Genomic DNA, 13030 nt, shown 5'->3' on the forward strand with positions numbered 1-13030 from the left:
CGATGGCAATCCGACAGTTTCTCGATGGTATCGAGCATCATTTCGAAAAAGGTGGCAAATACGAGCGCTGGTATGCGCTTTACGAAGCGGTGGATACGATTTTCTATTCGCCGGCGAGCGTGACCTCCACTACCTCTCATGTGCGTGATGGTATTGATCTTAAACGCATCATGATTACGGTCTGGCTGTGTACCTTCCCCGCAATGTTCTTCGGTATGTGGAACATTGGCTTCCAGGCCAACAGCTTCCTGGCTGAGAATCCGGACGCTCTGATGGGTGACGGTGGTCTGCGTACTGCCTTTATCAGTGCCCTGGCCGGCAATAACGCCGCCAGCATCTGGGACAATTTTGTCTACGGCATGGCGTACTTCGTACCCATTTACTTCGTTACCTTCGTGGTGGGTGGTTTCTGGGAAGTGTTGTTCGCCACCGTTCGCCGTCACGAAGTGAACGAAGGCTTCTTCGTAACTTCCGTGCTGTTCGCACTGGTTTGCCCGCCGACCATTCCGCTTTGGCAGGTCGCCCTTGGTATCACTTTTGGTGTAGTCATTGGCAAGGAGGTGTTTGGCGGCACTGGCAAGAACTTCCTGAACCCGGCCCTCACCGGTCGTGCGTTCCTGTACTTTGCTTACCCGGCCCAGATTTCCGGTGACACGGTATGGACAGCGGTCGACGGTTTCAGTGGCGCGACGGCGCTGAGCTGGGCGGCCAGTGGTGGCCTGGAAGCGCTGGAAACGCAGATTGGCTGGATGTCAGCCTTTATGGGCTCGATCCAGGGTTCCATGGGTGAGACCTCTACGCTGGCAGTGTTGATCGGCGGCATTATCCTTCTGGGGATGAAAATCGCGTCCTATCGTATTGTCGGTGGGGTGTTAATCGGCATGATTGCCATGTCGCTGCTGCTGAACGTGATTGGCTCGGATACCAACCCAATGTTTGACGTGCCGGCACACTGGCATCTAGTGATGGGTGGCTTTGCCTTTGGCATGATGTTCATGGCGACCGATCCGGTGTCTGCGGCGATGACCAACACCGGGCGCTGGTGCTTCGGTATCCTGGTCGGCGTGATGACCGTGCTGATTCGCGTCATCAACCCGGCGTTCCCGGAAGGCATCATGCTGGCAATCCTGTTTGCCAACCTCTTTGCACCGCTGATGGACCACTATGTGGTTCAGGCCAACATCAAACGGAGGCTTGCCCGTGGCTAAAGCTAAAGAAACTGTCTCCAGAACGCTGATGGTTGCGCTGGTGCTGAGCGTTGCGTTCTCTGTCGTGGTGTCGACAGCGGCGGTAATGCTTCGACCGGCGCAGGTCCAGAACCAGAATCTGGATATTCGTTCCAACATCCTGGCGGCGGCCGGCATGCTGAAAGAGGGCGCTACGGCTGAAGAAATCGAAGAAACCTTTTCTCGTTTCGACGTTCGGCTGGTCGACCTGGAGTCCGGAGACTATGTTGATTCCGAGGCGGTCGGTGTAAAGGAACCGATGAAGTACGACATGTACAAGGCGGCTTCTGATCCGTCCATGTCTATCGATATTCCTGCATCGGAAGACAAGGCCGGCATCAAGCGCCGCCCGAACGTCGCCAAGATCTACACCCTGAGTGAAAACGGTGAACTGGTCAGGGTAGTGCTTCCGATTCATGGCTACGGTCTGTGGTCCACCCTCTACGGGTTTGTGTCGCTTGAGGGCGATGCCAACACCATTGAGGGCCTGGGGTTCTATGATCACGCCGAAACTCCGGGGCTTGGTGGCGAGGTTGATAACCCTCGCTGGAAAAGCCAGTGGGTTGGCAAGGAAGTGTACGGCGATGAGTTGAAAGAGCCGCAGATTCGCCTGGTCAAGGGTGGCGTGGGCGCTGGTGCATCCGACAAGGAACACAAGGTGGATGCCCTGTCCGGTGCGACCCTGACGAGCCGCGGTGTTGAGCAACTGGTCAACTACTGGATGGGTGACCGGGGCTTCGCACCGTACCTGAAAAAACTTCGTGAAGGGGAGGTCTGATCATGGCAGACGCTTCAGCCAAACAGGTTCTCTTCGAGCCGATATTCAGTAACAACCCTATTGCCCTGCAGATCCTCGGTATCTGCTCGGCACTGGCGGTGACCACCAGCATGAACGTAACCCTGGTTATGTGCATGGCGGTTATCGCGGTAACGGCCTTCTCTAACCTGGCCGTGTCACTGGTTCGCACGCAGATTCCCGGCAGTATCCGGATCATTGTGCAAATGACCATTATCGCCTCCCTGGTTATCGTTGTTGATCAGGTGCTCAAGGCGTATGCCTACGAAATCAGTAAGCAGCTGTCGGTATTCGTTGGTTTGATCATCACCAACTGTATCGTCATGGGCCGTGCTGAAGGTTTCGCCATGAAGAACGGCCCCTGGCTGAGCTTCCTGGATGGCGTTGGTAACGGCATGGGCTATTCCGTTCTGCTTATCTTCGTGGCGTTCTTCCGGGAGCTGCTCGGCGCGGGATCGCTGTTTGGCGTGTCGCTGATGCCGGTCGTCAACGAGGGTGGTTGGTACATTCCCAACGGCCTGTTGCTGCTGCCGCCGAGTGCGTTCTTTATCATCGGCCTGGCGATCTGGGGTCTGCGTACCTGGAAGCCTGAGCAGGTAGAAGAAGCGGACTTCAAAATGTCCCGCCACACGGTTAAGGAGGCCTTCTGATGGAGCATTATATCAGTCTGATCCTGAAGGCCATCTTTGTTGAAAACATGGCGTTGGCCTTCTTCCTGGGGATGTGTACCTTCCTGGCGATCTCCAAGAAGATTGAAGCGGCCGCAGGCCTCGGTATCGCCGTTGTCGTGGTGCTGACGATCACGGTGCCGGTGAACAACCTGCTCTACAACACCATCCTCAGGGAAGGTGCTCTGGACTGGGCGGGTCTACCGAATGTTGATTTGAGCTTCTTGGGCCTGATTACGTACATTGGTGTCATTGCGGCGCTTATCCAGATCATGGAGATGGTTCTGGACAAGTATATGCCGGCTTTGTATGCCGCCCTTGGGGTGTTTCTGCCGCTGATTACCGTGAACTGCGCCATCCTGGGTGCATCACTGTTCATGGTCGAGCGGGACTACACCTTCAGTGAAAGCGTGGTTTACGGATTTGGTGCCGGTGTCGGCTGGGCGTTGGCCATACTCGCATTGGCCGGTATCCGCGAAAAGCTCAAGTACAGCGATGTTCCCGAAGGGCTGCGAGGCCTGGGTATCACCTTCATTACTGTTGGTTTGATGTCCCTCGGCTTTATGTCGTTCTCAGGTATTTCACTGTAACCAACCCGGTGATTCGGTTTAACGAAAAGGCGAGACCATGAATACAGAAATTATTCTCGGCGTGGTCATGTTCACCGTTATCGTGCTGGCCCTTGTCGCGGTCATTCTCGCGGCACGGTCCAGACTCGTAAGCACCGGTGATGTGACCATTGAAGTCAACGACGACCCAGAGCATACGCTGACAACCGAAGCCGGCGGCAAGTTGCTCGGAACCCTGGCCGGAAGTGGCATCTTCCTGTCCTCCGCCTGTGGCGGCGGCGGTACTTGTGCCCAGTGCAAGTGCAAGGTCCTGGAGGGTGGCGGTGCCATGTTGCCCACCGAAAAGACCCACTTCACCAATCGTGAGGAAAAGGAAGGCTGGCGCCTGTCCTGTCAGGTGCCGGTGAAGCAGGACATGAAAGTGGAAGTGCCAGAGGAGTTCTTTGGCGTCAAGAAGTGGGAATGTGAGGTTATCTCCAACCACAACGTGGCGACGTTCATCAAGGAACTGGTGCTGAAGCTTCCCGAAGGCGAGGAAGTCGATTTCCGTGCCGGTGGTTACGTACAGCTTGAGTGTCCTCCCTACGAAATCCCGTTCAAGGATTTCAAGATTGAGGAGGAGTTCCATGAAGATTGGGACAAGCACGATATCTGGCGTTACAAGGCCATCAACAAGGAGGAGACCATCCGCGCTTACTCCATGGCCAACTACCCGGAAGAGAAGGGTGTTCTCAAGTTCAACATCCGTATTGCCACGCCGCCTCCGGGCACGGATCACCTGCCGGGCATCATGTCATCCTACGTCTTCGATCTGAAGGCCGGGGACAAGGTGACTGTTATGGGGCCATTCGGTGAGTTCTTCGCCAAGAAGACCGATGCTGAAATGGTATTCATCGGCGGCGGTGCCGGTATGGCGCCCATGCGTTCCCACATCTTTGACCAGCTCAAGCGCCTGGAATCCAAGCGTAAGATCAGTTTCTGGTACGGCGCACGAAGCGTCCGCGAGATGTTCTACGTCGAGGATTTCGACCAGCTGTCGGAAGAAAACGACAACTTCGAGTGGCATGTGGCGCTATCAGATCCGCAGCCAAACGATAATTGGGAAGGTGAGACAGGCTTCATCCATAACGTGCTCTATGAAAAGTACCTGAAGGAGCACCCGGCTCCAGAGGACTGTGAGTACTATATGTGTGGGCCTCCCATCATGAACGCCTCGTGCATCAAGATGCTCAAAGACCTGGGTGTTGAGGACGAAAACATCATGCTGGATGACTTCGGGGGTTAATCAGCTCACATGACATTCAGCATGTTCCGACCCGTCAGGGTGGTTGTGGCCAGCGCTTTACTGGTGCTGGCCCTGGCCACGCTGGCGGGTTGTTCGTTTGAGGAAGAGGAAAAGGTCTGGGAGATCGCCGGGCCGGTGTTTGGTACCCGTTATCATATCAACGTCGTATTGATGGACAATCCGGAACGGCTGGAAAATCTGGCGCAAGGCATTGAAAAGGTTCTCGAAGGCGTGGACGCGTCGATGTCCACATGGCGTGAAGATTCCGAGCTTTCGCGCTTTAATCGTCTGGACGATCAGTCCGGGTGGGTGGAAATCTCAACGCCGCTCTACGAAGTGCTCGCAACAGCTGATCAGGTTTCCGAACTCACTGATGGCGCCTTTGATGTCACCATCGGTCCGGTGGTCAACCTGTGGGGCTTTGGACCGGATGCCCGTCCAGAGACGATCCCCAGCGACGATGAACTTGCGGCCAGGGTGGCAGCCACCGGGTACGGTAAACTGGACCTTCAGGCTGATCCTCCGGCACTGAGAGCGAGTCCCAATCAATACATCGATCTGTCAGCCATTGCCAAGGGCTACGGCGTGGACGCGGTGGCCCGTTACCTGAAAGATGAAGGTATTTCCGCGTATCTTGTCGAAATAGGTGGCGAAGTTCAGGCTCATGGACATAAGCCGGATGGTGAGGCATGGCGCCTGGCCATTGAGCAGCCGGTTTCGGAGATGCGTGAAGTCAACCGTGTGGTTGCCCTTGACCGACATGCGATGGCAACCTCGGGTGACTATCGTAACTACTACGAATCGGACGGTCGGCGGTTTTCGCATACAATAAACCCCAAGGATGGCCGACCGATCAGCCATACGCTCGCGTCGGTGACGGTCATTTCGGAAGACTGCATGACGGCAGATGCCTTGGCCACGGCCTTTAATGTGATGGGGCATGATCGGGCAAAGGCGCTTGCCACGCGTGAGAACATAGCCGCGTATTTTATTGTGCGGGGTGACCAAGGGTTTGAAACGGACTACACGCCTGCGTTTTCCTCGTTCCTGACACATTGACGGAGAGACCTTATGGGTACTTTTCTGCTGGTCCTGATGATCGTCGTACTGCTGGTGGCAGCGATGTCCGTCGGGGTAATCTTTGGCCGCAAGCCGATTAGTGGCACCTGCGGTGGGATTGGTGCCATGGGTATCAGTAAGTCCTGTGATATCTGTGGTGGTAATACCCAGAAATGTGAAGAAGAAAACGAACGCCTTGCCAACGACGGCAAGTCCGCGGAGGCGCTGACGTATGACGCCTCCCGTTCCGACGACCGCTGATCCGGTCGTCACCAACCTATAACAATCCCGGGAGCTTCTGAAAAGCGCCTGCGCCCTGACAGTGCGCGTCTGCAGGGTCTTTTCAGAGGCTCCCTCACGACGTAGATAAGGAGTCACTGCAGAATGGCAGAACATCATTACGACGTCGTCGTTATCGGCGCGGGCCCTTCGGGAGAAGGTGCAGCGATGAACGCGACGAAACACGGCAAACGTGTCGCAATCATCGAGGACAAGCCCACCGTTGGCGGTAACTGCACCCACTGGGGCACCATTCCTTCCAAAGCGTTACGTCATTCGGTCAAGCAGATCATTACCTTTAACACCAACCAGATGTTTCGTGATATTGGCGAGCCACGCTGGTTTTCTTTTCCCCGTGTCTTACAAAATGCGCAGAAGGTGATCGGTAAACAGGTCAAGCTGAGAACCCAGTTCTACGCACGGAACCGCGTGGATCTGATAAACGGCCGCGCCAGCTTTATCGATAGCAATCGGCTCGAGATACGAGGTAATAAATCCCACGAAATCCTCCACTTCAAGCAGGCCATTGTTGCAACCGGCTCTCGTCCGTATCTTCCACCGGATGTGGACTTCCGTCACCATCGTATCTACAACTCGGATACCATTCTGAATCTGTCCCACACGCCCCGCACACTGATCATTTATGGTGCGGGTGTTATAGGTTCCGAATACGCCTCGATTTTCGCAGGTCTGGGTGTGAAGGTGGACCTGATCAACCCTGGAAGCCGCTTGCTCACGTTCCTGGACGATGAGATTTCGGACGCTCTGAGTTATCACCTGCGCAATAACGGAGTGCTGGTTCGACACAACGAAGAGTATGAGTCGGTCGATGGTGATGACCACGGGGTCGTGCTGTCGCTGAAATCCGGCAAGAAAATCCGTGCGGATGCGTTTCTCTGGTGCAATGGCCGTAGCGGCAATACCGAAAAACTCGGCCTGGACAACATCGGTCTGACTCCCAACGGTCGTGGTCAGTTGGCAGTTGACGACCATTATCGAACCGAGGTGGAGAATGTCTACGCGGCCGGTGATGTGATTGGTTGGCCAAGCCTCGCCAGCGCCGCCTACGATCAGGGCCGCTCTGCATCCTCCGACATAGTGAAGGATGACTATTTCCGGCTGGTATCGGATGTGCCGACGGGTATTTATACCCTGCCGGAGATCAGCTCGGTGGGTAAAACCGAACGGGAGCTTACCGAAGCCAAGGTTCCCTATGAGGTGGGGCAGGCGTTCTTCAAGGACCTGGCGCGGGCCCAGATCACCGGGGACCCGGTGGGCATGCTCAAGATCCTGTTTCACCGCGAATCCCGCCAACTCCTGGGGATTCACTGTTTTGGCGACCAGGCTGCGGAAATCGTTCACATCGGCCAAGCCATCATGAACCAGGAAGGCGAAGCCAACTCCCTGAACTATTTCATCAATACGACCTTTAACTATCCGACCATGGCTGAGGCTTATCGGGTAGCGGCGCTCAACGGCTTGAATCGGATTTTCTGACGAGTTTCTGGCGCAGCCAGGCTGCTTCACAACAACCCGTGCTGTTCCATGATGCCTGAGGCATCTTCGGTTTCAGCACGGGTTTTCTGTTTCTAACTGGTGATCACTGGGCGGGTGCTGTCGCTGTCTTCGGCGTTATCCTGGGGAGTGGGGAGGTGTAGGGCGGATTTCTCGCGATTGTCGAAGAACATCCGCGTGCTTGTAGGATAGTCGGTGATAATGCTATCGACGCCCTTGGCTTCAAGCTGAACCATGTCGTGAATGCGGTTTACCGTCCAGGTGGACACGTGCATACCCCGCCTGTGGGCATCGTCCACGATGGGCCTGGTGCAGATGCGCCAGCCGATACAGAGAAAATCGCAATGCAAGCGGGCTGCGGTATTGACCGGTCTCGGAAACTTCCGGTCCGTTACTAGTCCGATCCGCACCCTACGGTCCCGGCGGCGAGCTTCCTGCAGGAACCAGTTGTCGGAGGAGGTAATGACCACTCGGTTGTAAAGATCGCGACGTTGAATGATTTCTGTCAGGCGATTGCACAGAACGTTCAGTCGGTGACGGTTGTCTTTCTTCACTTCCAGTTGCAGGTGCTCGAAATCCGGAAATTCGTTGAGTAACGCCTCCAGCGTGGGAATGCCTGCTTTCCGCGGCCAGGCTGTGGTGTTGCGCCGGGCGTCCATGTCTGCCAGCTCGGATGCCGTGTAGTTTGCAACGCTGCCTTCCTGTCCGGTGGTGCGATCAACGGTCAGGTCGTGAATGACCATTGGCGTACCGTCTTTTGACAGCACCAGGTCAAGCTCAAAGTGCCGCACACCGTGGCGGTAGGCGTGGGTAAAGCCGGCCAGGGTATTTTCGGGGGCTTCCCCCTTTGCGCCCCTGTGTCCATACACGATCATTCTGGGGAAGATTCCTTCAGACGGTTATAGATTTTCTGGCGTTGCTTCCAGGTGTCGTGGCACAGCTGAATGTCTTCCAGGTACGCCGGTAATTCCCGCATCAGCAGTGCCTGAGGGCCATCCACCAAGGCTTTCTCTGGCTTAGGGTGGAAATCTACCAGTACCATGTTGGCGCCCGCAATTACGCCCTGTGCGGTGGCGTGCATCACATCCAGAACACCGTCCGGTGCGCGTTCGCGGCTGCCGACCGAGTGAGACGGATCCACACATACTGGCATGCGGGTAAGGCGCTTTACCGCTGGCACATGGGCGAAGTCCACCATGTTGCGGTGGGGTTGCCCAGCTTCGGTTTTCATGCCACGCAGGCAGAAGATCACATTGGCGTTGCCTTCGCTGGCCAAATATTCGGCCGCGTTCAGGGATTCATTCAGGGTGATACCGAAGCCACGCTTAAGCAGCACAGGGTATGTACTCTGACGGCCAATGGCTTTGAGCAATTCAAAGTTTTGCGTGTTACGCGTGCCCACCTGCAGCATAACACCGGTGGGGCGGCCCAGTTGCTCCAGGCAGCGGTCGATCTCTTCAATGTGGCTCTCGTGGGTGATCTCCATGGCAATCACCTTGATGCCATGTTTGCCGGCTTTCTCAAATACCCAAGGCAGGCAGCCCTTGCCGTGGCCCTGAAAGGAGTACGGGTTGGTCCGGGGTTTGTAGGCACCCATGCGGGTGCAAACCTGGCCGTTGTCCTCAAGGGCCTGCATCATCTGCTCCACGTGCTCGGGCACGTCAACGGCGCACAGACCTGCAAAAATGTTGAGGTTGGACTGGTCGAAGGTTACGTCGTTGTAGGTGAAGCCACTCTGGCGCCTATCGTCCTTGTGCCGCCCCAGAATCCGGTAGTCGTCGGAGATGCGTATGGCGCGCTCCACGGCAGGCAGGGCCTCGATCTCGTCCTTGTCCAGGGATTTGGTGTCACCCAGCAGGTACACCTCTGTCAGACGCTGCTTGGCACCCTGGACCTCGTGTACCCTGACCGATACCCCTGGCAGGTTCTCCAGAAAATGCATGGTCTGGCAATAGGCTTCGCTGTCCAGCGCGGTATCCGGGTGAAGAATGGCTAACATACTTGCTCCTTGAGAGTCAGTCAGTGCCTTCAGCGCGATGGCGGGCCTGCATGAATTCCCTGTGGTTAAGATGCAGCAGATCGGCCATGCGGCGAATAAGGTGTTCTTCGTACTTGTCTATGCGCCCGTCGGCGAAGGCCACCCGCCAAATGCTCTCGAGTAGTCGCTGTTTCTCCGATTGGTCCAGCTGTTCATTGATCATGCCGGTAAATTCGTAAAGAGAAGTGGCGTCATCCGCGTGGCTGAGCGCATCCTGAAGGATCTCTTCCGCTTCGTCACGGGTGACCTGATGGGCTTCGACAGCGAAGCTGATAATGGTCTTGAGCTCCTCGTCGTCCTGATCGTTGTCGACCCGGGCCAATTGCACCATCAGGGCGGTGGCGGCCACCGCCAGCTGGTGGCTGTCAGGCTGCGTCGGTTCATCTTCGGGTGAGCCAAACAGGCTCTTCAGGCGCTCAATCATGGTGTCTGGGCTCTCCTCCATGGGATTGCTGGCGTCAAGCGGCCTGGGACAGGCGGCGGACGCGGTTCTCAAGTTCTATCTGGTCGTTGGTAAAGCGACGTATGCCATCGGCGAGTTTTTCCGTGGCCATGGCATCTTCGTTGGACTCCCAGCGGAACAGGCGTTCATCAATGTCGCCCGGCCGGTCAGAGCTCTTCGCTCCCTCAGCGGACAGTTGGCGTGTCAGCGCGCCGGGATCGTTCTCCAGTTCCTGAAGTAGGGCTGGGCTGATTGTCAGACGGTCACAACCGGCCAGCATTTCAATTTCGCCAGTGTTGCGGAAACTGGCGCCCATCACCACCGTCTTGTAGCCGTTGGCCTTGTAGTAATTGTAGATGCGGGTAACCGACTGGACACCGGGATCTTCTGCCGCCGGGAAGGCATCACGACCCGTCGCGGCCAGGTGCCAGTCGAGGATACGGCCCACGAACGGCGAGATCAGGAAGGCGCCGGCATCGGCACAGGCAGCGGCCTGGATATAAGAGAAAAGCAGGGTGAGGTTGCAGTGTATACCCTCTTTCTCCAGCTGCTCAGCGGCGCGAATACCTTCCCAAGTGGACGCAATCTTGATCAGCACCCGGCTGGTATCCATGCCGAGGTGGTCATACAGCTCGACCAGGCGACGTGCGCGGGCGAGGGTGGCATCGGTATCGAAGGACAACCGGGCATCCACTTCGGTTGAAACCACGCCAGGTATGCGCCCGAGAATCTGCTTGCCTGCCAGTACGGCCAACATGTCAGTCGCGTAGGTCAGCTGCTCCGCATCGGAACCGCCGTGTTCGCGAGCGGCTGCCACGGCTTCGTCCAGCATCGGGCGGTAGGCATCGGAAGCCGCAGCCTTGAGAAGAAGCGACGGATTGGTGGTGGCGTCTTCCGGCTTCCACTGGGCAATGGCCTCCAGGTCCCCGGTGTCTGCAACCACCGTGGTCATGGCTTTTAGTTGTTCGAGCTTACTGGTCATTCGTCCTGTCATCCTGATCGATTTGTTATTGATCGCCCGTTTGGCGGGCGCTTTGGGTCATACGCCTACAATAACGGGCCGCTCTGACAGGAACAAGGCAGTATTAAGGTAACAAGGTGCTCAGGCTGGCACTACCGTGGTCTCGGCAGGCTCGGGAACTTTCGCCATGGCCCGTTCGATGACTTCAATGCCGGACCCGGGCTTGTGGGCGTTCTCACTGATGTAGCGCCGGAACTGGCGACCCCCGGGCTGCCCGTGGAACAGGCCCATCAGGTGACGAGAGATGTGGCTGAGGTAAACGCCACGGTCCAGTTCACTCTGAATGAATGGTAATACAGCTCGTAATGCTTCGTGCCGTGAAAAAATCGGCATGGGCTGCCCGAAAAACTCGGTATCCACGCCAGCCAGCAGCCAGGGGTTATGGTAGGCCTCGCGCCCGAGCATGACGCCGTCGGTGTGTTCGAGGTGTTCCCGGCATTCGGCAAAGGTCTTGATACCACCGTTAATGATGATCTCAAGATGCGGGTAGCGGGCTTTAAGGCGATAAACCCAGTCGTACTTCAGCGGCGGTATGTCCCGGTTTTCTTTGGGGCTCAGGCCTTCGAGAACGGCAATCCGGGCATGCACGATAAAGGTACGACAACCGGCCTGGGATACCTTCTCGATAAACTCACAAAGGTCGTCCCAGGATTCACGGCCATCAATCCCGATACGGTGTTTGACGGTTACCGGCAGGCTGGTGGCGGCGATCATTGCTTGCACGCCCTCAGCGACTTTATCGGGGTGTGCCATCAGGCAGGCACCGATCATGTTGTTCTGTACCCGGTCGCTGGGGCAGCCCACGTTCAGGTTTACTTCATCAAACCCGTACTGTTCAGCCAGTTTGGCGCAATGGGCCAGTTCCTGCGGATTGCTGCCACCCAGTTGCAGCGCCAGCGGGTATTCCGTCGGATCGTGCCGCAGAAATCGAGCGGTATCACCGTGGATCAGTGCGCCGGTCGTGACCATCTCGGTGTACAGCAGGGTGTGCCGGCTGAGTTGGCGCGCCAGATAGCGATAGTGGCTGGTGGTCCAGTCCATCATCGGGGCCACGCAGAAGCGGCGGGAGGGCTTCAGAGTGGGAGTTTCCTGGGGCGCGTTCATGTTCATTGACTGCTCAGTTATACCGTTCACAAGTGATTCGAGGGGGCACAGTTTATCAGGAAAACGCACCTTTTGGCGTGAGGGGGTGTGCGAAAGGTAGTGTAAACACGGATGTCGCGGCTGGATTCACGAGTCGTTGACGTGGCGATCAATGCGCGACAAAATACTGTATAAATAATCAGTGTTGGGTCGAAGGCATGCTCGATTCAGCCTTTCAAAACTTCAACCAGGCAGGTGGATCCGTCATGACTGGACAAGGCCCGGTATCTTTTGTTGACGTTAGGCGCCGGTTCGAATTTCGGAGCATTGAAGTGGGTCGTTGGGTTGCGCCGCCTGAACGGGACCGGGCGGCAGGCAGGTTCTATGAGGCTTTGTGCGATCTTATGAGTATCCTCCAGGGCCCGGAACATCTGATCTCGTTGCGTGGATCACTGGGGTTGCAGTACGGGATCGGCGGCCGGCCGGGCGTTGCCGCGCACTACATCCCTGCAACCCGGCAATTGGCGCTGGCGAAGAATGCGGGGGCAGGCAGTCTGGCCCACGAATGGTTTCACGCTTTCGATCATTACATGGGGCATAAGGCGTTCCGCGGCCTGGCGAGTGGCGGCTTCGCGTCCAGTGGTTGGCTGGATAGCGCCGACCAGAAGGAACATCCTCTCAACAAACGATTGGGCGCCTGTTTTCAGGCCATCTTGCTGAATGAGGATGGCACCAGCCCCAGTTCGTTGTTTCAGTGCTCGAAGCGGGCGGATACGCAGATGAAGGTGCTTTATTACGCGAGGCCTGAAGAACTCTGTGCCCGGGCATTTGAAGCATTTGTTGAAGACAGCCACCCTCAGAACAGCTTTCTGGTCAGGGGCACAGTATACTCCGACGAGGCCAAGGCAGGCCTTTATCCGGAAGGGCATCAGCGCCAGCGAATTAACGACGCATTTCAGTGTTACTTTATGGCGCTGGGTGCTGCGCTTTACCGCGAGCACGCTGAAGTTGGCCCTGTTGGCCAATCTCTGTCATCTGCTTCCTGAGAT

General features: G+C 56.6%; 14 protein-coding genes. 9 read left to right on the top strand and 5 right to left on the bottom strand.

Features of this window, described 5'->3' with window-relative positions:
• Nucleotides 1-2 precede the first annotated feature (2 nt).
• From R1T46_RS11320 to sthA, 8 genes are all read left to right on the top strand, one after another.
• Nucleotides 3-1208 (top strand): NADH:ubiquinone reductase (Na(+)-transporting) subunit B, encoded by a 1206-nt coding sequence (locus R1T46_RS11320; protein WP_317305411.1) that lies wholly within the window; start codon nucleotides 3-5, stop codon nucleotides 1206-1208.
• Nucleotides 1201-2004: a Na(+)-translocating NADH-quinone reductase subunit C gene (locus tag R1T46_RS11325; RefSeq protein ID WP_317305413.1), complete on the top strand. Its 804-nt coding sequence runs from the start codon at nucleotides 1201-1203 to the stop codon at nucleotides 2002-2004. The genes R1T46_RS11320 and R1T46_RS11325 overlap by 8 nt, the downstream gene beginning before the upstream one ends.
• A 2-nt stretch (nucleotides 2005-2006) precedes the next feature.
• On the top strand, nucleotides 2007-2672 hold the full coding sequence (locus R1T46_RS11330) for an NADH:ubiquinone reductase (Na(+)-transporting) subunit D (RefSeq protein ID WP_007153910.1): 666 nt from the start codon (nucleotides 2007-2009) through the stop codon (nucleotides 2670-2672).
• Complete coding sequence (gene nqrE, locus R1T46_RS11335; RefSeq protein ID WP_007153909.1) at nucleotides 2672-3280, top strand: NADH:ubiquinone reductase (Na(+)-transporting) subunit E; 609 nt, start codon at nucleotides 2672-2674, stop codon at nucleotides 3278-3280. Before R1T46_RS11330 ends, nqrE begins: the two co-directional genes overlap by 1 nt.
• 37 nt (nucleotides 3281-3317) lie before the next feature.
• A complete protein-coding gene (nqrF, locus tag R1T46_RS11340; RefSeq protein WP_317305415.1) occupies nucleotides 3318-4544 on the top strand; it encodes an NADH:ubiquinone reductase (Na(+)-transporting) subunit F in 1227 nt (408 codons plus the stop codon).
• Between the two features lie 9 nt (nucleotides 4545-4553).
• Complete coding sequence (locus tag R1T46_RS11345; RefSeq protein WP_317305416.1) at nucleotides 4554-5603, top strand: FAD:protein FMN transferase; 1050 nt, start codon at nucleotides 4554-4556, stop codon at nucleotides 5601-5603.
• A gap of 12 nt (nucleotides 5604-5615) precedes the next feature.
• On the top strand, nucleotides 5616-5864 hold the full coding sequence (nqrM, locus tag R1T46_RS11350) for a (Na+)-NQR maturation NqrM (protein WP_036204968.1): 249 nt from the start codon (nucleotides 5616-5618) through the stop codon (nucleotides 5862-5864).
• A gap of 123 nt (nucleotides 5865-5987) precedes the next feature.
• Nucleotides 5988-7379, top strand: coding sequence for a Si-specific NAD(P)(+) transhydrogenase (gene sthA, locus R1T46_RS11355; protein WP_317305418.1), 1392 nt, complete (start codon nucleotides 5988-5990; stop codon nucleotides 7377-7379).
• A 92-nt stretch (nucleotides 7380-7471) separates the two neighbouring features.
• Here sthA and R1T46_RS11360 read toward each other — a convergent pair whose 3' ends face one another.
• The 5 genes from R1T46_RS11360 to dusA all read right to left on the bottom strand — a co-directional run bounded on the left by R1T46_RS11360 (nucleotide 7472) and on the right by dusA (nucleotide 12002).
• Entirely contained in the window at nucleotides 7472-8272 is an 801-nt protein-coding gene (locus tag R1T46_RS11360; protein WP_317305419.1) for a glycerophosphodiester phosphodiesterase, read from the bottom strand.
• Nucleotides 8269-9396, bottom strand: coding sequence for a 3-deoxy-7-phosphoheptulonate synthase (locus R1T46_RS11365; RefSeq protein WP_317305420.1), 1128 nt, complete (start codon nucleotides 9394-9396; stop codon nucleotides 8269-8271). Before R1T46_RS11365 ends, R1T46_RS11360 begins: the two co-directional genes overlap by 4 nt.
• A 16-nt stretch (nucleotides 9397-9412) precedes the next feature.
• Entirely contained in the window at nucleotides 9413-9859 is a 447-nt protein-coding gene (locus R1T46_RS11370; RefSeq protein ID WP_317305421.1) for a TerB family tellurite resistance protein, read from the bottom strand.
• Between the two features lie 34 nt (nucleotides 9860-9893).
• Complete coding sequence (gene tal / locus R1T46_RS11375; protein ID WP_317305423.1) at nucleotides 9894-10859, bottom strand: transaldolase; 966 nt, start codon at nucleotides 10857-10859, stop codon at nucleotides 9894-9896.
• Nucleotides 10860-10979: 120 nt separating this feature from the next.
• On the bottom strand, nucleotides 10980-12002 hold the full coding sequence (gene dusA / locus R1T46_RS11380) for a tRNA dihydrouridine(20/20a) synthase DusA (RefSeq protein WP_317308303.1): 1023 nt from the start codon (nucleotides 12000-12002) through the stop codon (nucleotides 10980-10982).
• Between the two features lie 245 nt (nucleotides 12003-12247).
• Here dusA and R1T46_RS11385 point away from each other — a divergent pair, with 245 nt between their 5' ends.
• On the top strand, nucleotides 12248-13027 hold the full coding sequence (locus R1T46_RS11385) for a CLCA_X family protein (protein ID WP_317305425.1): 780 nt from the start codon (nucleotides 12248-12250) through the stop codon (nucleotides 13025-13027).
• The last annotated feature ends 3 nt before the right edge of the window (nucleotides 13028-13030 follow it).

Origin of the sequence: Marinobacter salarius (genome assembly GCF_032922745.1) — a bacterium.
Taxonomy (GTDB): domain Bacteria; phylum Pseudomonadota; class Gammaproteobacteria; order Pseudomonadales; family Oleiphilaceae; genus Marinobacter.

Coding starts and splice junctions, on each gene's coding strand:
- R1T46_RS11320 (WP_317305411.1), top strand. CDS start 3: ATGGCAATCCGACAGTTTCTCGATGGTATCGAGCATCATTTCGAAAAA.
- R1T46_RS11330 (WP_007153910.1), top strand. CDS start 2,007: ATGGCAGACGCTTCAGCCAAACAGGTTCTCTTCGAGCCGATATTCAGT.
- nqrE (WP_007153909.1), top strand. CDS start 2,672: ATGGAGCATTATATCAGTCTGATCCTGAAGGCCATCTTTGTTGAAAAC.
- nqrF (WP_317305415.1), top strand. CDS start 3,318: ATGAATACAGAAATTATTCTCGGCGTGGTCATGTTCACCGTTATCGTG.
- R1T46_RS11345 (WP_317305416.1), top strand. CDS start 4,554: ATGACATTCAGCATGTTCCGACCCGTCAGGGTGGTTGTGGCCAGCGCT.
- nqrM (WP_036204968.1), top strand. CDS start 5,616: ATGGGTACTTTTCTGCTGGTCCTGATGATCGTCGTACTGCTGGTGGCA.
- sthA (WP_317305418.1), top strand. CDS start 5,988: ATGGCAGAACATCATTACGACGTCGTCGTTATCGGCGCGGGCCCTTCG.
- R1T46_RS11360 (WP_317305419.1), bottom strand. CDS start 8,272: ATGATCGTGTATGGACACAGGGGCGCAAAGGGGGAAGCCCCCGAAAAT.
- R1T46_RS11365 (WP_317305420.1), bottom strand. CDS start 9,396: ATGTTAGCCATTCTTCACCCGGATACCGCGCTGGACAGCGAAGCCTAT.
- R1T46_RS11370 (WP_317305421.1), bottom strand. CDS start 9,859: ATGATTGAGCGCCTGAAGAGCCTGTTTGGCTCACCCGAAGATGAACCG.
- tal (WP_317305423.1), bottom strand. CDS start 10,859: ATGACCAGTAAGCTCGAACAACTAAAAGCCATGACCACGGTGGTTGCA.
- dusA (WP_317308303.1), bottom strand. CDS start 12,002: ATGAACGCGCCCCAGGAAACTCCCACTCTGAAGCCCTCCCGCCGCTTC.
- R1T46_RS11385 (WP_317305425.1), top strand. CDS start 12,248: ATGACTGGACAAGGCCCGGTATCTTTTGTTGACGTTAGGCGCCGGTTC.